Source organism: Vibrio sp. RM-41-2B (assembly GCF_024744415.1).
GTDB lineage: Bacteria > Pseudomonadota > Gammaproteobacteria > Enterobacterales > Vibrionaceae > Vibrio > Vibrio diabolicus.
On the sequence record NZ_JAMQWD010000004.1, the window covers coordinates 174244 to 196560 of the forward strand.

General features: G+C 45.1%; 16 protein-coding genes. 7 read left to right on the forward strand and 9 right to left on the reverse strand.

Going from position 1 to position 22317, the window contains the following annotated elements:
• Positions 1–255 precede the first annotated feature (255 nt).
• The 6 genes from NB463_RS02285 to sstT all read left to right on the forward strand — a co-directional run bounded on the left by NB463_RS02285 (position 256) and on the right by sstT (position 5699).
• A complete protein-coding gene (locus NB463_RS02285) occupies positions 256–1173 on the forward strand; it encodes a DUF368 domain-containing protein (RefSeq protein WP_041853110.1) in 918 nt (305 codons plus the stop codon).
• A 251-nt stretch (positions 1174–1424) separates the two neighbouring features.
• Entirely contained in the window at positions 1425–1850 is a 426-nt protein-coding gene (locus tag NB463_RS02290; RefSeq protein ID WP_182019588.1) for a hypothetical protein, read from the forward strand.
• 9 nt (positions 1851–1859) lie between these two features.
• On the forward strand, positions 1860–2474 hold the full coding sequence (locus NB463_RS02295; RefSeq protein WP_006740812.1) for an SCO family protein: 615 nt from the start codon (positions 1860–1862) through the stop codon (positions 2472–2474).
• Positions 2464–2772: a PTS transporter subunit EIIB gene (locus NB463_RS02300; RefSeq protein WP_046875700.1), complete on the forward strand. Its 309-nt coding sequence runs from the start codon at positions 2464–2466 to the stop codon at positions 2770–2772. The genes NB463_RS02295 and NB463_RS02300 overlap by 11 nt, the downstream gene beginning before the upstream one ends.
• 275 nt (positions 2773–3047) lie before the next feature.
• A complete protein-coding gene (gene rsgA / locus NB463_RS02305; RefSeq protein ID WP_258432016.1) occupies positions 3048–4124 on the forward strand; it encodes a ribosome small subunit-dependent GTPase A in 1077 nt (358 codons plus the stop codon).
• A 357-nt stretch (positions 4125–4481) separates the two neighbouring features.
• Complete coding sequence (gene sstT / locus NB463_RS02310; protein WP_005396770.1) at positions 4482–5699, forward strand: serine/threonine transporter SstT; 1218 nt, start codon at positions 4482–4484, stop codon at positions 5697–5699.
• Between the two features lie 72 nt (positions 5700–5771).
• Here the strand turns inward: sstT and pdxY are convergent, their stop codons facing one another.
• The 6 genes from pdxY to NB463_RS02340 form a co-directional block, all read right to left on the reverse strand.
• Positions 5772–6641: a pyridoxal kinase PdxY gene (gene pdxY, locus NB463_RS02315; protein WP_085342499.1), complete on the reverse strand. Its 870-nt coding sequence runs from the start codon at positions 6639–6641 to the stop codon at positions 5772–5774.
• Positions 6642–6742: 101 nt separating this feature from the next.
• Positions 6743–6931 (reverse strand): AbrB/MazE/SpoVT family DNA-binding domain-containing protein, encoded by a 189-nt coding sequence (locus tag NB463_RS02320; protein WP_005396772.1) that lies wholly within the window; start codon positions 6929–6931, stop codon positions 6743–6745.
• A gap of 147 nt (positions 6932–7078) precedes the next feature.
• Positions 7079–8389, reverse strand: coding sequence for a putrescine-ornithine antiporter (gene potE, locus NB463_RS02325; RefSeq protein WP_005396773.1), 1311 nt, complete (start codon positions 8387–8389; stop codon positions 7079–7081).
• A 61-nt stretch (positions 8390–8450) separates the two neighbouring features.
• Positions 8451–10631: an ornithine decarboxylase SpeF gene (gene speF / locus NB463_RS02330; protein WP_152813282.1), complete on the reverse strand. Its 2181-nt coding sequence runs from the start codon at positions 10629–10631 to the stop codon at positions 8451–8453.
• A gap of 409 nt (positions 10632–11040) precedes the next feature.
• A complete protein-coding gene (locus NB463_RS02335; RefSeq protein WP_031780583.1) occupies positions 11041–11487 on the reverse strand; it encodes a helix-turn-helix transcriptional regulator in 447 nt (148 codons plus the stop codon).
• A 540-nt stretch (positions 11488–12027) separates the two neighbouring features.
• On the reverse strand, positions 12028–13224 hold the full coding sequence (locus tag NB463_RS02340; protein WP_046875696.1) for a tetratricopeptide repeat protein: 1197 nt from the start codon (positions 13222–13224) through the stop codon (positions 12028–12030).
• Positions 13225–13770: 546 nt separating this feature from the next.
• Here NB463_RS02340 and pulA point away from each other — a divergent pair.
• Complete coding sequence (gene pulA, locus NB463_RS02345) at positions 13771–17760, forward strand: pullulanase-type alpha-1,6-glucosidase (protein WP_258432291.1); 3990 nt, start codon at positions 13771–13773, stop codon at positions 17758–17760.
• A gap of 99 nt (positions 17761–17859) precedes the next feature.
• On the opposite strand, the gene NB463_RS02350 is transcribed toward pulA, so the two are convergent.
• The 3 genes from NB463_RS02350 to NB463_RS02360 all read right to left on the reverse strand — a co-directional run bounded on the left by NB463_RS02350 (position 17860) and on the right by NB463_RS02360 (position 22048).
• A complete protein-coding gene (locus tag NB463_RS02350; protein ID WP_258432290.1) occupies positions 17860–19476 on the reverse strand; it encodes an endonuclease in 1617 nt (538 codons plus the stop codon).
• Between the two features lie 331 nt (positions 19477–19807).
• On the reverse strand, positions 19808–21421 hold the full coding sequence (locus NB463_RS02355) for an alpha-amylase family glycosyl hydrolase (RefSeq protein ID WP_258432289.1): 1614 nt from the start codon (positions 21419–21421) through the stop codon (positions 19808–19810).
• 120 nt (positions 21422–21541) lie between these two features.
• Positions 21542–22048: a hypothetical protein gene (locus NB463_RS02360; RefSeq protein WP_005374788.1), complete on the reverse strand. Its 507-nt coding sequence runs from the start codon at positions 22046–22048 to the stop codon at positions 21542–21544.
• Positions 22049–22317 lie beyond the last annotated feature (269 nt).

A 22317-nucleotide genomic window follows, 5' to 3' on the forward strand; every position in this document is an offset into this window, starting at 1 on the left:
TATAGCAAAACGCAAATTCAATTATCAAATTGCATTTGCATAATGCAACAAACGTAGCCATTGATAGTACAGTTAATCATCTCAATAATGTAAACCAAATATTAAGATATCGTTGTATTTGAATCACCTCATAACCTGTAACAAAAATAAGCAATTACTTGGATATAAAACCCAGTAGCTACAGCACTATTTCATACTTTTTTCGTCGCAATGTTTGTATACTCTGTGCCATCGAAACGACTTAGCATTAGAGCAATGAACTACTTAATTACTTTCTTCAAAGGAATCGCCATGGGCGCAGCAGATGTTGTTCCTGGCGTATCAGGCGGCACCATCGCGTTTATCACCGGCATTTACGATACGCTGCTTGAGAGCATTCGACGCATTAACCCATCACTTTTCTCTATTTGGCGAAAAAAAGGGGTTAAAGCCGCCTTTAATCACATCAACGGTTTCTTCCTTATCGCTCTGTTTGCCGGTATTTTCACCAGCATTGCTACGCTAGCAAAGTTGATCACTTGGCTTCTTGACACACACCCGATCCCACTTTGGTCATTTTTCTTTGGTCTGATTTTGGTATCGGTCTATCACATTATTCGTCAGGTTGAACAACGTGATCTTATCCGCTTTGTGACTCTACTTGTTGGTGTCGGGTTTGCTTACAGCATCACCGTGCTTAAACCTCTGCACATGGAACCAACAGCTATTAACACATTGTTCGCTGGTGCTATCGCGATTTGCGCGATGATCTTACCGGGCATCTCTGGCAGCTTTATCTTGTTATTGATTGGGATGTATGCACCTGTATTAGCCGCCGTGAAAGGTTTCCAAGTCGATACATTGGCGCTGTTTTTGTCAGGTTGTGTGATTGGTTTGCTGTCCTTTTCGCATCTATTGTCGTGGTTACTACGCAAGTTCCGCGATTTCACTCTGATGTTTTTGACAGGCTTAATGATTGGTACGTTACCAAAGATTTGGCCTTGGAAAGAAACCATCACTTGGCGCACCAATTCAAAGGGTGAGCAAGTGCCCTTGCTACAGCACAACCTATCACCATTTGAATTTGAACACGTGACGTCACAACCTTCTCAGTTAGTGCTTGCCGTTGTGATGATGCTTGCTGCCATTGCGCTGGTTTTGAGTCTCGAAAAATTCGCAGATTCAGACAAGTAACTGCGGTATCAAATCAATACGGAATCAACAAACAATAACGGAGCCAATTGGCTTCGTTTTTGTTTGTTGGCTAAGAGAAAATCATCGCAATTGAAAATCTTTATGGGCTTGATTCAACAGCCCCTAAGCCGCGCGGTTATTTTGATCTCTGTCATCGAGGCACAACGCACAATTTATCTAGGCCACGAGTTGGCGAATGACGCTTCTGTGCTACGATGCAGGTAATGTTAAGTGATAAATGCTGAACCTTAATGAAAGTGTTACAAATCGCCGCTGTTTCAGCCGCACTGGTTGCGGGATTTTATGCCCCGACTTTACTAAAAAGCTTTTCTTCATCCACTCCGATCAAACCGATAGATGAGTATTGCTTTCTCTCTACTGCCTCGTGCGTTCAAGAGAATGTTACGATGACGCTCAACGCAGATACTGCTCAACCCTTGGTCCCTACTACTCTGAATGTTGAGTGGCGCACAAGCGATGCTGAGCAACTCGTCCTAAGCCTTTCAGGAAGAGAAATGGAGATGGGAGAACCCAAGTTTTTACTGAAGCAAGTCGCTCCCGGTCGATATCAAGGTGACATCATTCTGCCGGTTTGCACTCAAGACGCCATGACCTGGGTTGGTGAACTCAGTGATGGAGAGAGTACCGTTTACCCTGCTATAAAAATGCAAAGATAAGGAATCGTTATGAGCCGCAATTGGTCCCTATTTCTCGTAGTTGCTTTCGCCCTCGGGTTTGGCGTAAAAAGCTATTTAGATAATCAGAAAACGAAGCCAGAGCAAGTGGATAGTTCCACGTCTCAACAAACGGTATTGTTTGGGGAAAATAACCAAGCCGTCAATATCTTCGATGTAAATGACCCTCGCATTCGAGTCGTCTATTTTGGTTTTACTCGCTGCCCGGATGTTTGCCCAACTTCGCTTGCTATGCTAGCAGGAGCCCTGAATCAAATCGATGAAGCGCAAAAAGCGCAACTGCGCCCAATGTTCATCTCTTTAGATCCAGAGCGTGATGAGGCCGATGCCTCGGCGAAATATGCCCATTACTTCCATCCAATGATTGAAGGCCTATCGGCACCGCTTGATGTAACCACACCTCTGGCACACAACTATGGTGTTATTTTCCGCAAAACCGAATTGGAAGGCTCGGAGCTCAAATACACGCTTGATCACAGCTCTTACTTTTACTTCTTGAAGCCGGATGGCACGTTAATCACCAAGGTACCGCATACACTCTCGCCGGCACCGATTGTTGAAGCCATTTCAAAACTGACGACTGAAGGCTCCTCAAATGACAGTTAAGTCAGTGCTGAAACAGTTTTTCAGTTTCCTAACTCAAACCAACCCCAATGTCGAACAAGACGTCGATACGATCATTGACGCCATTGGGGGGATAGAAAACCTGCTAGAAACTGGGGCATGCGCGACTCGGCTGCGTCTTACCCTTAGAACGACGTCCATCATCGATAAAAATGCACTCAAAAATCATGGCGCGCATGGCGTCGTGATACTGGATGAGCGTCATGTCCAAATCATATACGGCTTAAAAGCCAACACGTATTCGCAGATAATGGAAGAGCGCATCAACAAACAAAGCTAATATTTTCGCAGTATAGCTACCCTCTAAGAAAAAGGGCGGCTATACTCTCTTGGCTTAATTAATTCACTTATTTATTAACCAACGAAGAGGACACATGATGATTGTATTGAATAACACTAACTGGGCATCGCAAGGGTAACCCTAACCGCACCAATTGCGTGGCATAGCCACAACTCCCCTTCTCTGCCCGGTCTTCACCGGGGTCAACTCTATCCGAATTAGACCCTAATGCGATTTGTATTAAGGCGCTTTTTTGCGTCTGGGATAATTCAACAATGAATCAAACACATACTTTTTGTGACACATTAATTTCAACTTCAAACCCACTAAAACGATTGGGTTGGAAACCATTTTTTCAGCAACAACTGACACTAGACGATTACGACGACACTATCTTTGCACGTGTGATTGCACATCACCGAAGTGGTTACCTATTGGCGACAGAAACGGGGCAAGTCCACCTCAATGCCCACCACTCTCTACCCAATATGACCGTCGGAGACTGGGTTATCTTAAATGACGATCAGCAATTTGTTCGCTTACTGGATCGCTTGAGCCTCTTTAGCCGCAAAGCAGCAGGTAGCAAAGTGGCAGAGCAACTCATCGCCGCAAATGTGGATACCGTTTTTATCGTCTGTTCCCTTAACGACGACTTCAATTTAAGTCGTATTGAACGCTATCTCGCCTTGGCTCATGAAGCCGAAGTCGAACCCGTCATCGTGCTTTCCAAAGCCGATTTGTGTGGCAACATTGATGAACTAAAAAGCCAAGTACAGAAACTCGATCCTCTATTAGTCATAGAGACAGTCAACGGCTTAGAAGCAGAGAGTGCTTCCAAACTCATGAGCTGGTGCGAAGAAGGACAAACCGTCGCTTTTATCGGTTCTTCAGGCGTTGGCAAATCAACTCTTGTGAATGCATTACTCGGGCAGCAAGAACAGGCGACTGGGCATATTCGTGAAGACGATAGCAAAGGGCGACATACAACCACATCGCGCTCTATCCATCTATTACCTGATGGCGGCATCTTGATTGATACTCCGGGAATGCGCGAGCTTCAACTAGCAGACTGCGAACTGGGCGTCAGTGAGGCATTTTCTGACATTGAGGGTCTCGCTCAACGTTGTCGCTTTGGTGATTGCCAGCATCAAACTGAGCCGGGCTGTGCAGTTCAAGCTGCGATTGAAAATGGCACACTGGAGGTTCGTCGTTTCAATAACTATCAAAAACTATTGCGAGAACAAGCCTTTAACGGCGCGACTTTGGCAGAGCAACGAGCTCAAAGTCGACAGTTCGGGAAACTCACTCGAAATGCCATGAGTGATAAGCGCAGGCGCCAACAAAGTTACTGATTTGTTACGTTTGAGTTGTCAATAAAATCAAAGGAGACGAAAGTCTCCTTTTTAACAACTTTATTAAAAACCATTACTCATAACTAATGATAATTTTCAACATAAAAATCCTATTTAAATAACATTGAGCAAACATTTAATCCAAAAACAAACTAAAACTAGACACAAAATATTACCAAGCTAAGATATGTGATATTCAGCAAGAAAATGGCTGAATTTATAAAAACAGGATAATTGATAATCATGTGTCTTAGTGACCAGAAGCAATGCTCACCCCTTGCAATACAAGGGCATTATCGCCGTGTAATGATGGACTATTGCCCTGCTCGCTCTGGCATAAAATTGCAGGAATGATGTATGCAACACAACAGCCTCGTTGCCCGATTTGCTCGTGGTAACCTCGTCGTCCAGATCCTTGTCGGTATTGTCTTTGGTATTTTGCTCGCCACAATTTCCCCAAGCCATGCCGAAAGTGCAGGATTAATTGGTAGCCTTTTTGTTGGTGCTCTTAAAGCGATCGCGCCAATCCTTGTGTTTATTTTGGTTGCCGCTTCAATTGCGAACCAAAAGAAAAACCAGCACACGTACATGCGTCCAATCGTTGTACTGTACCTGATGGGTACGTTCTTCGCGGCGCTATCAGCAGTGGTTCTAAGCTTCCTTTTCCCGACCAATTTAACGCTTGTCACCGGCGCTGAAGGTGCAACGCCGCCTCAAGGTATTGCTGAAATTCTACGCACACTGTTGTTTAAACTGGTCGACAACCCAGTAAATGCACTAGTAGAAGCAAACTACATTGGCATTCTTGCTTGGGGTGTGGGTCTGGGTCTTGCGCTACACCACGCATCTGCAACAACGAAAGCCGTGTTTGAAGATCTCAGCCACAGCGTGTCTCACATTGTTCGCTTTATCATTCGTCTTGCACCATTTGGTATCTTTGGTCTGGTTGCTTCAACGTTCGCAACAACAGGCTTTAGCGCACTAGCAAGCTACGCACACCTTCTGGCGGTTCTTCTTGGCGCTATGATGATCATCGCACTCGTTGTAAACCCGGCGATCGTGTTCGTTAAAACTAAGCAAAACCCTTACCCACTTGTATTCCGTTGCCTACGTGAAAGTGGTGTAACCGCGTTCTTCACTCGTTCAAGTGCGGCGAATATCCCAGTAAACATGGCACTATGTGAGAAGCTAAAACTGGACGAAGATACATACTCAGTATCTATCCCACTAGGTGCGACCATTAACATGGCTGGTGCTGCAATCACTATCACAACGCTAACGCTTGCAGCTGTGCACACTATGGGTATTGAAGTTGATCTACTGACTGCGCTACTGCTAAGTATTGTGGCTGCGGTTTCTGCATGTGGCGCATCAGGTGTTGCAGGTGGCTCGCTACTACTTATCCCACTTGCGTGTGGTCTGTTTGGTATCTCAAACGACGTAGCAATGCAGGTTGTAGCGGTTGGCTTCATCATCGGCGTGATTCAAGATTCTGCTGAAACTGCACTAAACAGTTCAACAGACGTTGTCTTCACAGCAGCAGTTTGTAAATCAGAACAGCAAAAAGCTCAGTAAAACTGACAGAACAAATAGAAAGGGGAGCCGATGATGGCTCCCCTTTTTTATATACTAATTATTTGCGCTCAATTACGCGGTGGCCAGAACCACCTCTTCAATTGAGAAATGCTTACTTGGCTCAACAAATTCTTGCTGTGCCGCGATAGTTTGCAGCTCCCACTCCCCTGCATGGTAAGTGGCGCTTAATACCCCGTAACACGCGTCATGGCAGTGTTGGAAAGCTTGTTTAGGAGACCAGCCCTTCAATAATCCAGCGGTGAAGATAGCCGAAATAAGATCGCCTACCCCCACAGGTTGTTTGGCAAACTCAAACTGAGGGCGCTTCGCTAAGTAAATGCCTTCTTGCGTTGCCAGTAACATGTTGAAGCTGCCATTCTCTAGGCAGTAAAGGTGCTTCACTAGCACTATTTTTGGACCTTTCGCTAGTGCACGTTGGCATGCCGTGATCGCATCGTCTAACGAGTGGATTTCCATCTCTGCAAATTGGCTTAGCTCGAACTGGTTAGGCACGATCACATCTGCCATTGGCATCAGACGGTTTAACAAGTTTTCTGCAATACCCGGCGCCACAATACAGCCTTTGTCTGGCGCGCCCATCACAGGGTCGCAAACATAAAGTGCGTTCGGGTTCGCTTGCTTCACCTTCGTCACGGTTTCTTCAACAGCAAGGCACTGCTCTGCGCTGCCTTGGTAGCCCGTCAACACCGCTTGGCACTTTTCCAATGCACCGATGTTACTAAGACCACGCACTAACTCGCTAATGTCTTCAGCCGCAAACGCTCGCCCAGTCCAACCTTCTTGATACTGCGTGTGGTTAGAAAATTGAACGGTATGAATCGGCCATACTTCGAAGCCCATGCGTTGCATTGGGAAAACGGCACTGCTGTTACCAGCATGACCAAAAGAAACATGAGATTGTATAGAGAGGATACCTTGCATAGTACCTTACCTCTTATTGTTGTTATCGATAGTTCAAAGACAGCGGCAAGCGCCAGTTTTGCGAAACCAGTAGTGTATCCGACAAACCAAGATTCTCTAACTCAATTCTCGTTAACTTCTTCAGAGTAAGTTGGAGCGCTGGTTTTCAACACCATCTTCTTGATTTCCATTTTGTCTTTATTCAGTGCGATTTCTAGGGTATCTCCTTCCCTTATCCCGAGTTGAGTCAGGATTACGCTTGGAATGACTACGGCGGTATCGTCACCGATTTTAACAGGTTGACTTATCATCTTTCGTCCTCCAAATGTCGAAAATGAGTTTTCACATCATTGGATATTTATTCCCAAGAGCCTTGTTCTGACTTGGGCTTGGCATAAGCGCCTAAAAACAAAGAGCCTTCCACACCGCGTTTGGGAAGGCTCTTTCATTATTATTTTTTAATTTGCTAAAGGCTCATGCTTGGCAGCAATCAGACCGTAAGCACTCCAACCTAGGAAGGTTACGATTGAGCCCCACATCATCGCTTCGTAGCCGGAACCATATAGCGCGTAGAAGCTGTATAGGGAACCAATCAGAGCGATAATGTTGGTGGTTTTCATCTCGCGCTCTGGCACGTGCGCCACTTGCTGCATGATGAAAATTGCGCCCATACATAGGATGTAAGGAATTACGTTCGTTACTACCGCTAGGTTAACCAGCGCTTCGAACTGCTCGTTCAGCGTTGGAGAAATAGTCATTAAAGACAGCACCGATTGGATAACCGTGATGGCCACCATACCTTTGATTGGCGTACCACGTTTGTCCACTTGAGAGAACAATTTAGGGAAGAAGCCCGCATCAGAAGATGATTTGAACACTGACGCGATAGTGAACTGCCAACCTAATAGAGAACCAGCACAAGCCAATACCGCCATACCAGCAACCGCTTTACCTGCTGCTGAGCCAAGCATCACAGACCATACGGTTGAGAATGGCGCGGTAGAAGCGGCAAGCTCAGAGTTTGCAACGATACCAGAACAGATGTTTGTCGATACAATGTAAACCACCGCAGCAATCAACGTACCGCCCAATACTGCGATTGGTACGTTCTTCTCTGGGTTTTCTACTGCTTCAGAGTTCGCACAAGCCGATTCAAGACCAAGAAACGCCCATAGTGTCATGGCAATAGAAGCGCTCACAGCTTCACCAAATGGCAGGTGGTGTGGGTTCCAAGCTTCGATGTACATGGTTGGGTTAAACCAGAACCAACCAACAATACCTAGCGAACATACCGGTAGGATCACACCCCATACCGTGAAGGTGCCGATTTGACCTGTAATTTTCGCACCACCGAAGTTAGCGAAAGTACAAATCCAAAGAATGGCGATGGTGTACAAACAGGTTTCGACCGGAGATAGGGTCACTTCAAAAAATGCGGAGCCGTAACCCACACAGGTAATCGCTATCGCAATATTCGCAATAAGGAGCGACAAACCGTAAGTCCAGCCCGCCATAAACGCACCCGATTTACCGAATGCGTAAGACGCGTAACCGTTCATACCGCCGTCACGTTTACTAAAGCGACCACATTTTGCAAACACATAAGCCAACGCCAAAGAGCCCGCTGCCGTGATCAGCCAAGATAACACAGAAATGGTGCCCACTTGCGCCAGTTTACTTGGCAGCATAATGATACCGGAGCCAGCCATGTTGATGAACGTCAAAATGGTTAACTGCACCACCGACATTTTTTTAGTTTCAGTACTCATAAATTATTCTCCACGAATAAGCGGTTCGCACCGACGCCGGAGCGTGGTGCGAACGGGTAGATTAATCTTTTAGGACATAGCAATGTGCGGTAGTGCGACCGTCGACATCTTCAAGGTACACACCTTGAATTTCTGGCGCGAAGCCTGGGAATCGGTTGATGCCTTCTTCTAAAGATAAAAAGTAATCCACCACCTGTTGAGTCCAGATTTCACCAGTGATCACACAGATAATGCCTGGAGGGTAAGGTAGTGCACCTTCGGCGGCTACGCGGCCGACGGCCTCTTTAAGTGGTAGGTAATCACATTCACCGCGGAAGTATTTACGTGTTGCCACGTCTGGTTTGTGAACCATTTGTGGGAAGTATTCACTGCGGAACATCGCTTTTTGTAGCTGTTTCACGTTCAGCTCTTTGTACATGTCATGCATTTCCTGACATAGCTGACGGATGGTGTAACCACGGTAGCGCTCTTTGTTCGTTTCGTAGACGCCTGGTAGCACGATACTGAGAGGTGCATCATCACGAATGAATTTTTCAAATCGGTTGATTTGCGCGACAAGGTGACGGATCTTACCCATATCTTCGGCAGGAGTGAGTAGGAACAAGATGGAGTTCAAGTCACACTTCTCAGGGATGATGCCGTTTTCGCGAAGGAAGTTAGCCAATAGCGTTGCCGGAATACCGAAATCTGCGTAGCTGCCGTCTTCGGCAATACCTGCCGTGGTTAGCAACAATTTACATGGGTCAACAAAGTATTGACCTTCACCATAACCTTCAAACTTGTGCCAGTTTGCATCTGGCTCGAACATGAAGAACTTCTTGTTGGTCGCGATCACATCAGTGTCGTAACTGCCCCAAGGTTGACCTTCAATTTCATTTGGAATGAACGGACGAATTAACTCACAACTTTTGAGAATTTCTTTACGCGCTTCGATACCTGTCTTAACCGCGTCGCTCCATAAACGTAAGCCTGCTTCACCATCGTGGATCTTCGCGTTCACATCCAATGCTGCAAACAACGCATAGAACGGAGATGTCGATGCGTGCATCATAAACGCGTTGTTAAAGCGTTTGTGATTGCAGTAACGAGCTTGGCCTTTGATATGGCGGTCTTTTTTGTGGATTTGCGACGTTTGAGAGAAGCCAGCTTGTTGCTTGTGAACAGACTGAGTCACGATCACACCCGCATCTTCTGGTTTCAGATCCAGTAGCAGTGGCGAACAGTCTTTCATCATAGGGATGAACTGCTCATAACCAACCCACGCAGAGTCAAACAGGATGTAGTCACAAAGATGACCGATCTTATCCATCACGTAGCGAGCGTTGTAGATAGTACCGTCGTAAGTACCAAGCTGGATAATAGCAAGACGGAAAGGACGTTCATCGCGTGCACGCTCTGGAGATACTTTCGCGATTTGAGCACGAATATACTCTTCATCGAAACAGTGCTCATCCATACCACCAATGAAGCCCCAAGGGTTACGCGCCGTTTCTAGATAAACCGGCATACCACCCGCTTGGATTAACGCGCCGTGGTGATTCGACTTGTGGTTATTGCGGTCGAACAATACCAAATCACCTTCAGTTACTAGCGCGTTACACACCACTTTATTTGAAGCAGAAGTACCGTTAAGTACGAAGTAAGTTTTGTCAGCGTTAAATACTTTTGCAGCGTGTGCTTGCGCTTGGTGTGCAGAACCTTCGTGGATCAGTAAGTCACCTAAGTCCACGTCCGCGTTACACAAGTCGCTACGGAATAGGTTTTCGCCAAAGAAATCGTAGAATTGTTTACCAGCAGGGTGTTTTTTGAAGAACTGACCACCTTGGTGCCCTGGACAGTCAAACGCCGAGTTACCCATCTCAACGTAGTGCGTTAATTGCTTGAAGAAAGGAGGGAGCAGACGACACTCATATTTAGTCACGGCTTCATTAATTTGACGGCAGTAGTAATCGATAGATTGTCTTTCTAAATCAATAACCCCCGTTAACCAAACGTAATCTTCTGCCGAAACTGGAGTTTCATCGGTCACTAAGAAAACAGGAATTCCGTACCCTGTTTCCGAGATCATTCTGTGCAGACCCGCTTTAATGTCTGCTGACGTAATAATAGCTGCACCAACGTCGGTTAATTCAACTTGTTCTAAAGGCAGTAAGTGACGATTAAATTGTTCATCTAAAGATTCAGCTAATAAGCTAAAGTCTTCAGGCATGTAATTACTAACACCTATAATTAAACGTTTCATTTGAAATATCTCTTTTTTGTTCTTTAAAAATGACAAGGACAGATATTACAAACGAAATATTTATTTAAAATTCAAATTACAAATTTCGTGATTAAATTTTCATATTTAAAAGACTTATTTTATCGAATTAAAATTTAGAGACTTTCATCACTTTCCAATTTCTATCTCAATGATATTGAAACGCACCTAAAAGGAAAGATCCTTCAATAATTATGTGACAACGCCCATTATTAAAAAGAAGGTTATTATAAGAAAATAAAGTTTTGAGATTTCCATCACTATATAATAAGTTAAATTATATTATTGCAGTTTAAAACACTCCACTTTTAACCAAATTTAAACACATAATAAAAGAGCCATCAACACATGTATTGATGGCTCTTTACTTTGGATATAAAGAAAAAACAACTTAATTGAATAAATGACTATCTAGCTTGACTCCACCATTCGACCATTGTTGATAACGCTTTACAGACATGCCTGACGAGTACATGGTATGTTTACAATCCATACACTCAACAAAATACAACCCACTCATTCCTGCCATAACGTGCAGCCTTCGGCTATCGCAGCGCTTGCAGGACAGGCGCTTTACTTTGGTGTTGACGTCAATACGCCGAGCAAAGTTTAACGTTTCGTGAGAGCATAAAGCGTCAACAGCACTATCTTTAAAAGGATGCTCACTAAGTAAATAATTAATGGCGTAATCGTACACCGGGGGGATTGAAGATTTTCCACTTTCAATATTACTTATCTTAGCAACGGAAACGCCTAATAAAGAAGCGAACTCAGCCTTACTGTACTCTAAGATAAATCTTGAAGAGATGAATTTATCTGCACTAATGATTCTCAACATACACAAATCTCTAATAGAAATAAAAACAGAGCAAACTAATTCGCTCCATTTCTGCTGAAACATGTAATGAAAAAGTTACTTCCTAGTGTAATTCTGCATATTATCTATGCTATTTTATTTTGTATGTCATCTTGCGCCTAATTAATTATAAAATCAATAATCCATGCCTAAATATAAAAACACAATTTAAGATTTATAATACAATTTTTAATTTACATTATTAGATAAAGTAATGAATACTATTCACCTATTACTCTGGGCATCAAGTATTGCTCTTCAATCATTATTACTATCAATTGAAGAGACTTGATTTGAGCCCAACAGGAGAAGTAGATAAAGAGGGAAATCCCTCTATTTGAAGATAAACATATCCCGCCTTATCGAAGTACTAAAAATGTGTTGAAAAATCGAATAAATAGTATGCAATCCAGTAAATAAATCGCTTAGATAAGTTTACAGTCTGTAGTTGTAACCGACAGAGATACTGAGACAGAAAGGCAAAAGAAAAGCCTCAATTATGAGGCTTATGGATAAGATAAATTATGGTTGAAGGAAATTCTGCGTGAAATCGAGCGCCTCTTTAGAGAGCTTTTTTTCGGTAGACGATGTGGTTGTCTGTCCTTCCGTCGTTGCTGTGGTCATGTCTGGCTGGAAGTTCGGCGCCGATGCTTCATCCCATGCGTTAGCATCGTCTTTATTTTCGTCACTCAACACCGCGTTAAGTTCCTCCTCTGCAGGAAAATACGCTTCGCGTTTGTACACCTTGTTCAGCGCCCGAATAATGGAATGCTTTCTTACCATCCCTGACGCCAGCTTTCTTTGCAACGGTTTCGCTATAGATTGCAATCCAACGACGACGTCAACACCAATATTGGTCGCCACTTCGTCACGCAACGTACGCGCTGGCTGATACCCCATATTGGCAGCAAGAAACAGCCAAACATAAGCAATCGCATTGCCTGTTTTACCTTTGTCCTTCCACGCTTCGCCAGCATGATACATCGCCTCGGCGCTGCCACCTTCTGCGGCCCTTTCAAGCCAATAGCAGCCTTTGACCATGCTTTTTTCTGTACCAACACCATTTAGGTAACATAAGCCAACTTGGATCTTTCCGTCCGCACTGTCTTTTTCAGCCGCTTTCATAAACCAATAAAGTGCATCTGCACTGCGTCCTGCACTATTGTCTGGTGAAAGTTGCCACTCACCCATGTAAAGCATGGCATCAATGCAGCCTTCCTCGGCTGCGGTTTCAATCAGTTGGTTACCTTTGGGAATATTTTTTTCCGTTCCGCGACCAAAAACCAACGCTTTGCCTGTCGCAAATTTTGCTTCGGTATCCCCTTCCATTCCGGCAATGGCGGTACGCCAAAAGTTTGCCTGCTCTTTTAAAATCACATCTTCACGCATGCGCTCACTCAAGCGAACAATACCGTACATTCCCGTCACATTGTCCAACTTAGCGGCTTTATCATACCAATACAGCGCTTGACGAATGTTGTCCTTCTCAGCTTCTTTCGCTAGAAATAAAATGGTGGGGATATGTCCGGTTTCTGCTTTGAACTCACGCTCTTTACGCTCTTGCTCTCGCGCTTTTTGCATCGCCTTTCGATAAGCGGCTTCGCGAGCTTTCCTCTCTGCCTCGAGTCTCTGTTTCCGCATCGACAACGAGATCATCCACACAAATATCAGGACGAGTGAAAGGCCAGTTGCCGCAATGGCAATGCCCATACTACTCATAAATAGCCTCTTTTGGTTTCAGGGCCCAATTCATCTCCCTCTCAGGGAAATATTAAGATTACGCGCCGACATAACGCCGACTACCTTCATTATATAACGACCACTTAGCGAAAATCTGAAGCTTGCCAAGACTTAATGGCGGTATTTTATGCAATATCACTGCAACTTATTTTTAATTGAAAAATATCACTGTGATTTTTATAGAACTTAGTCACGGTTTTGGGGCTGAGATATTCTCCTCCCCTATCATCCCCCCTTGCTCCTCCTATAAAAATTTACATTTTAATGATGTGCAGAAGCTCTCACTATGCGTCTGTTTTATTATTTAATTTGTGAACAAAATCGACTGTGACAGAAAATTTTCACTTGTAAAAAACTTAACTGCCTGCTCTCACATTTTGCTGATGATTCAGTGTATTAGCATCTAGTTGAACATTTCCTTTTTCGGCATCTGCCTTTCTAGCGTGTGCGAAACCTTCTTGATGACTGAGTCAGCGAAGGCAGCGCGCAGCTCAATATCAATTCAATAACAATGGATTTGTAAACGTGGACAATAAGACATTTAAATTATCAACAATTGCCAAAACCGTACTGCCTTTGATTTCCGTCGCAGTCATCAGCGGTTGTGGTAGTGATAGCACGAACGAAGATACGACGAACCCAGGCTCAGGCTTGTACCCTGCGGGAGAGAACGAGGTCGTCATTTATTACAAACGCGATGTGGCGTCCGCTTCAACGGCCAGCGACTACGAAGGTTGGGGCTTGCACCTGTGGAACGGTGAAGGCTGTACCAGCACAGATTTAGACGCAATGGGCATTCCTGGCACAGGAACGGATTGGTCGGCACCGCATCCATTCGATGGCATCAACGACACCTACGGTGCTTACTACGTACTGAAAGTGAACCCAGATGCCTCTGACCCACACGAATGCATGAACTTCATTCTGCACAAAGGTGATGAGAAAGCATTCGGCAGTGCAAACTCAAAAGTGGAGCTGACGAAAATCGGCGAATCTAAAGGGTTGTTTGGCTTCCACGGCAGCAGTGAGCTTTACTACGAGCCAATCGAAGAACGCCCTGTTGATATTGATGGTCAAAAAGCGCATTGGCTAGATGCCAACACCATCGCGTGGGAAGCGGCGGCCAATGCGGATTCCATGAAGCTGTTCTACAGCCTCAGCAACGACATTAAAATGGATGAAGACAAGCAAATCTCTGGTGGCACGGCGGTTGAGTTGACGAAAGCAGGTGATTTATCTGATGGTCTGAAATCACGCTTCCGTCACCTTGCTAGCCTCCAAGCTGCAGGCATTGATGTCGATGACGCGACTCTACGCACGATCCTGAAATCACAAATCGTTATGGTAGCTTACAACGCAAATGGTGACGTCATTTCTGCAACTGAAGTGCAAAAGCCGGGCGTTCTCGATGCAGTATTTGCCGATTCCAAGGCAGGTAACGCGATTGGTCAAGAACTCGGCGCGATTGTGGAAGGCGGTGCTGCAACCTTCAAACTATGGGCACCAACTGCTCAAGATGTTGATCTTATTATCTACGATGAAAACTTAGCAGAAGAAGCGACCGTTGCAATGACAGAAGATCCAGCAACAGGTATCTGGGCTTCTGAGGCACAAAGTAATGTTGTTAACAAATACTATCGCTACCAAGTTAAGGTGTACCACCCTACAACTGGGGTCGTTGAAACTCGTTTGGTAACAGACCCATATTCAATGAGCTTGTCTAAGAACTCACGATACTCGCAAGTGGTTGATTTAAATGATCCAAGCTTAATGCCTCAAGATTGGAAAAACTACGCACGCCCAACGGTTAAAAAAGACGAAGACCACGTCCTGTACGAGTCACACATTCGTGATTTCAGCTTTAACGACAGCAAAGGCACACCAAGTCTTGATGGCAAATATCTGGCGCTTACAGAACCTGAGCGTGAGTCTGTATCTCACTTACAAGCTTTAAAAGATGCTGGCCTAACAACGCTGCATATCCTGCCAGCATTTGATATTGCAACCGTGGATGAAGACGCTGACCAGCGAGTCGATATCACCGACACCGTGGGTAAGCTTTGTGGCATCAAGCCAGAAGCCTCCATTTGTGAGACCGAAGATGACGGCAAAGTGATTGAAGAGGTATTAAATAGCTACGACCCAACAACGGGCAAAGCACAAGCGTTGATGAGCGATCTTCGCATGCTAGACAGCTTCAACTGGGGTTACGACCCTTACCACTACACCGTGCCAGAAGGCAGTTATGCGACCGATCCTAACGGGTCTAAGCGTATTCTTGAGTTCCGCGAAATGGTTCAAGCAACGCATAAAATGGATCTAAAACTGGTCATGGACGTCGTGTACAACCACACAAATGCATCTGGTGTGAACGAAAAATCAGTACTGGATAAGATTGTCCCTGGGTACTACCACCGCCTAAACGTCAACACTGGCGGCGTAGAAAACTCAACCTGTTGTGATAACACCGCCACCGAAAACCTAATGATGGGTAAACTGATGGTTGACTCATTGATGGTGTGGGCGGATGACTATAAAGTCGATGGTTTCCGTTTTGACCTTATGGGCCACCAGCCGAAAGATGTCATGGTTTACGCACTTGAAAAAGTCCGTGAAATTGATCCGAATACTTTATTCTACGGCGAAGGCTGGGACTTCGGTGAAGTCGCGCAAAACGCTCGCTTCGATCAAGCAACACAAGTCAACATGGCGGGGACAGAAATCGGTACTTTCTCTGATCGTCTGCGTGACGCAGTTCGTGGCGGAAGCCCGTTTGATGGCGGTGTAGATTCAGAAGGTAAGCACCCACTTCGCTTCAACCAAGGCTTTGGTAACGCTGCTTACCCGAACGAAGAAACTAAAACTGATGCAGAATCTGTGAATGGCCGCCTACACAACCAAGATCTGGTTCGTCTAGGTATGGCTGGTAACTTAGCTGACTACGTCCTTCTGGATTACAAAGGCGAAACCAAACTTGGTAAGAATGTTGATTACAATGGTGCTCCAGCAGGCTACACAAAAGTGCCATCAGAGAACATTTCCTACGTGTCTAAGCACGATAACCAAACGCTGTGGGACAACAACGCTTACAAGATTGCGACAGGTACTTCATCTGCTGAGCGAGCACGAATGCAGTCTGTATCACTATCAACGGTGATGCTAGGTCAAGGTATTCCGTTCATTCACATGGGTTCTGAGCTATTGCGCTCTAAGTCAATGCAGCGTGACTCGTACGATTCTGGTGACTGGTTCAACCGTGTATTCTTCGATGGAAGCGACAATAACTGGAACGTTGGTCTACCACGTGAAGACAAAGACGGTGCAAACTGGGAGTTGATCAAAACCATCGTCGGTGACAGCACGGCGAAACCAGACTCAACGGACATCGAGCTGACTAAGCAACAATTCCTAGAGCTACTAAAAATCCGCAGTACAAGCGAACTGTTCCGCTTAGACACCGCGCAAGAAGTGATGAATCGTGTTGATTTCCGCAACGTGGGCCAAGACCAAGTAGAAGGCTTGATTGTGATGTCTATCGACGATGGCACATCAGCAGGTGCCGATTTGGATTCGAACTACGATGCAATCGTGGCCGTTGTGAACTCAACATCAACTGAAAAATCTTTCAAAGTTGCTGGCGCAACTGGTTTCGAGCTGCATGAAGTTCAACAAAACTCTGCGGATGACATTGTCAAAGGTGCAAGCTTCGCCAATGAAACGTTCACAGTACCAGCACTGACAACAGCGGTATTCGTACAGCCACAAGACGGCACGCAGGGTGCAGGCCTACCAGTAAACACGGACAATAAAGACGTATCGAGCATTCCTCCTTACGGCGAAACCGTGGTTTACGTCAAAGGCACCATGAACGAGTGGTCAGATAGCAGTGACTGGGCGATGACCTTTATTGGCAACGGCATGTACTCTGTAACTGGCGTTCTTGAAGCAGGTGAACACGAGTTCAAATTTGCAGACTCAGGATGGGCAAATCCAAACATCGGTTGTGATGCTGCGGATTTGGCTTCTGGCTCACTAGACTTAGGCTCTGCGGGGAACTGTACGTTGTCTGTCGCTGAAACTGGTAAGTACAACTTCACTCTGAACGCGTTACATGTTCAAGATGAAAGCGTAGAAAAACCTGTCGTTTCAGTGACGAAGTCAGCAGATGCACCAACGTTCGGTGAAACAGCACTTTACCTACGTGGCACTATCACCACATGGGATACTCCAGTGCAAGACTCAACTGCGAAGTTCAGCTATGTAGCAAATGACGTTTACTCGCTAGACATTGACCTAGCGGCGGGCAACTACGAGATGAAAGTTGCGAGCGCAGACTGGGCAGCAGACACCAACTTCGGTGGCGAAGGTAGTGTTGAGCTTGGTAAAGCGCTAACGATGGAAGTCGGTGGCGATAGTGCAAACCTCAAAATTGCGATTGCAGAAGCGGGAAATTACAACTTCCACTTCAACGCGGCTGACAAGTCGGCGCCAATCGTGACGGTAACGAAAAACTAGTTTCATTTAAAAACATCCGTAATGAAAAAGGGGAAGCATCACGCTTCCCCTTTGTTTTGTTGGCGTCACTAAATGGTGGATACCAAAATCAAGAAGGTGTTAGTTTCCCCAAATCTGTTCAACAAACTCAGGGTGATCAATGAATGGATTACGATTGCCCTGAAACTCAAACACTTGTTGATTGCGGTTTTGTTCTTTTTCACTAACGGGATCATTTTTGTGCCAACGTTTCAGCATGTTTAACATCCAAGGTTCAAAAACCGTTGAACTTGAACCATCAAGGACAGCATCCGCATTGCTTGAATTGCCTTCCCAGTTACCTACAACATTTTCATAGCGGGTTGCCATGTAGAAATAGGCACGAGCAAAATCGCCTTTAAACTCATCGATCGGCTCAAACACCGTACCGGAGTAGCCCAGACTAGTGCTTGCTTGGCCAAGTTTAGAACCGTTACTAGACACGTACGTCGCGGTGGCAACTTCACCAAATGGCCAGTTACTGCGCTTCGCGTTCACATAACCATCGGTCGCAAACAAATGATGACCATCGGAGTTCATCGGTTCAACTTTACCGCCAAACCAGCTTTTCGGGAACGAGTGTTCACGGTTGTAGCAATCCCCTTCTTGGCTATATTGACCACATTGGTCTGTCACTTTCGTGAAGCTGATAGCATCACTGCCCGCAGGTTTCTCTGAATACATATCGAGAATGGAGCCATCATTTTCGTAATAACGATCAATATCGGCATCTTTTACCAAGGTCCACACCGCAGAATAACCTCGGCTAGTGTGGTTGTTGATGATGTTAAACAGCGCCGTTTTTAGAGCGTAGCCCGTCTTGCCAGACGCCGCTTGGTAGTAACCATCAACCACTGGTGGGGTCGTGGTTGAGTCACCTAACGTAAAGTCGGTGGTTTCGCTTTTCGCAAATTCATCGCCAGAGGCAAGCGTATTATCACCCACCTTCAACGCGTAAGACCCCGACCCATTGCCACAGCAAATGCCGTCGCCATAGCTGTCTTGAATCGTAAATTGGTAGTTACCATCGGCTAAACACATGGTCTTTTCAACAGTGGTTGACGACTCATACCCCTGACCAGAGAAAAGCACTTGCGCTTGGCTATTTTTCAACTCCCAGCTAGTTTCTGAGCCATAGTTGTCCGTCGTGAGTGTAAGAAGCACTTCATGATCACTACAGCTTTCTACAGGAGGTTGTGTACTTGTCTCGGTCGGTTGAAAATTATCGACGTAGACAACTTCTGAGCCATCAAACCCGGCCTCATCATAAAAACGCAACCCGACATTGATGGTCTTGTTCGAACTCGCAGTATAGTTATGCGCCAGCTCTTGCCACTGGTTTACCTGCTGCGGATCTGAGTAATTGTGATAACCATCAACCACCAGACGTGCTTTTACATTTCCTTCGGTGTGATAAACCGAGACAGAAAACGGATAGGTTTTCCCTTGCTCCACATTAATGGTTTGCAAAAGGTCAGTGTTGCTTTGGGTACCTGTATTCACGACGACTTGAGCAGCCAGGCCGCCCGATTTGATTTGTTCGCTGCTTGGCGACACCGCGATGCCAGCGTCAATCACTGACCACTGCGTAGGCGCACTGCCATTCCACTGTTCAAAGTCACCATTGAGAATTTGGCTATATGCAAGCGGAGAGCTAATAACAGCAAGAAGACAGAGGGGTTTCGTTATGGATTTCATTATACTTTTCCATTAGTTATGTAAATCCCAAACACGATAAACATATTAGTAAGGCATAAGTAATCCTTCGGTCACACTTTTACGTTGCACAAGTGTTAATTTACTTTTTAATGTGCAGCTTATCTCACAAATATCTACCGGCTGAAAACAAACGCCAATACAAAAAGCGAAGCGACCTGTTGACCACATCGTTGGAAAACCATTAAGGGAAAAGTAAAACGGACGGAAAAAAGCCAAGTGTGCGCCTATGGGGGTCAGCAACAACACTTGGCTTGTTTATAAGAAAGCTTGTGGTCAGCTCAACTGGTGAGCATCAATTCTGGATAATTCCTTAAGGTTTTACCGCAAAGAATCGTCCTTGTAGTGGCGACATTAGAATCTGATATTGACCATTACTCGGAGTAATTTTTTCATTCGTGAGCAAATCCACCAACTCACCAGTACCAACACTCTCCTGAGTAAGAGTGACGCTTCTAGCGCTCTCTAAGGTATTTAGCGCAAACAAGACTTTGTCCGAACCAGATTGTTTCAAGTCCACATAACTGCCGTTACTCGCAACTAAATTCGTGCGTGACCCTTGATAAAGTGCAGGATGCGCATCGCGCATTGTCATCAGCGATGTCACATAAGATTTGAGATCGGCTTGGTTTGCATCAAGCGTCGCCGTCACGCCTTCAATTTTCGCACTACTGCGCGCAACGTGATCATCGCACAAACCTTGAATGGCACAGGTGCTGTTGTCTTCTTTTGCGGCAAAACCATCCACTTGATCCCCGATTTCATCACCGTAGTACAACGTGATTGGCCCGGTGTACGCCGCTTGGAAAGCAAATGCGGCTTTATGGCGTAACCAATATTCTGCATCATTCACATCCGCCAAGTTTCCGCGTTGCAACAAGTCACCAAAGCGCACTAAATCATGGTTGCCGATCATCAAATTCGGCTGCGCATGCGTTGGATATTGGTTGTGTGTGCTATAGCCGTTGTCTAGCCAATCCACACCGCGACCACCCACGCCGCTCTCATTCACGGCCAGTGTTTCTACGATGCGATAGCGCATTGGGAAGTCAAATGCAGAGCACAATGCTGGATCGCTGTTCGATCCATACGCCTCATTCGCGATCTCAGACTCCCCTTTCCAAATCTCTGCCACCATGTAACCCAACGGATTCACTTGTTCACCTTTGCTATTGGTGTACGTCACACCTTGCGAGGCTTCATCGACAGCTTTACGAAGTTGTGTCCAAGCGTCTGTCGGAACTTGATAGGCTTGATCTAAACGCCAGCCGTCAATCTTGAGCTCTTTGATCCAATACGTCGCCACTTCTTTGTAGAAATCGAGACTGGCCGGATAATCAACCGGGTTGCTTGATCCAGATGGCAGCAAACCGGAAGGTGAGGGTTTGATCAAGCCATCTTTGTGATGACCAAATACGCCATCAAAAAATACGTACAAACCACGTTTGTGTGCTTCTTCAACTAGGGTTTTCGCGGTCGCTAAATCACCAAATTTTGGGTCGATCTTAAAGTAATCTGTCGCAAAATAGCCCGTGGCATCCAAACGATCGGCCCAGTGATCTTGTCCTGCTATCGCTTCAGACTCAAAAACTGGCGTCAACCAAATCGCGTTCATCCCTAAATCTTGGATGTAATCGAGTGAATCAATCACTCCTTGCAAATCGCCGTTATGATGGCTGGTGCCATAACCTGTACCGTGACCAATGCTCGCATCACCATCCACAAAACTCTCTACCATGATTTGATAAGTACGAAGTTGGTTACTTTGCGCCATGACATTGGCTTGGCAAGCATAACTGGTATCCGGTAGCGGAGTGCTGCTATTAGTGTCGCCACCACCAGAAGAATTACACGCAGATAAAGCACCAATCACACTTAACGCAAGCAACGAGCGAGACAGGCGATGGTTACGTAGGATATTACGCATTTTATTCTCCCTAACTTACTCAAATAAACTACTGACATTTGAGTAATAAAATTAACCCCGACATGTGTTTTATGCAGGGGTTAATAAATAAAAATAGATTTTAAATAACTGAATGGAATATTATTGGCACTTATTTACCATGACATGAACAGGTTTACCTTTTCCTTCAAACTGAAGACTCCATACATATTTACCATCTTCTTTAATATCAACCGAAGTATCCGTACCGTAACCACCAAATGTTAATGGTGTTAATTCACCAACGTTCATTCGATTGCCTTTTGCGGTAAATTGTGGGAACCACAACTCGGTCGCGTACTGCATTTTGTAGGAGCCTACTTTTTCTTGAACCACTGCTTGGTAGAAATTATTCCCTTTGTAGGTATATTGACGCTGAGGCACGTGTTTCCAATCGGAATCCGCAAACGTACCCACCACAAATAGTGGTTTAGAAATAGGTCCTTTCGCTGTGCTATCAGGGTTGTCACACGCTTTCATGAAAGCAACCACTTCGTCTTGAGACATATTAACAACTGGCTCTGCGGCCGCTTCAGGTTCTGCCGTCGATTGACAACCTACTAAGGCAACAAGTAGGGCAGCAGCAAGAGAGGTCTTCATCATGTTCATTTCACGTAATTCCTTTTTAGTATATCCAAAGCAAAATAAACTCAACGGTTAAAAGAAATATTAATCGTTATTAAAATGGAAATATCAAACGATAAATAAATATCGTCGGATTTCGAATTTAAATTACTTCGAGAAGTTTATTTATTTCCTAAGTAAAAAAACAAGTTAGGCACTGTCAATAATTATTGATCTAACCAATATAAAAAACAAAACAATAAAAATAATTATGTGAATAAGATAACTCTATGTAGGGGTATTTTTATTGGTTT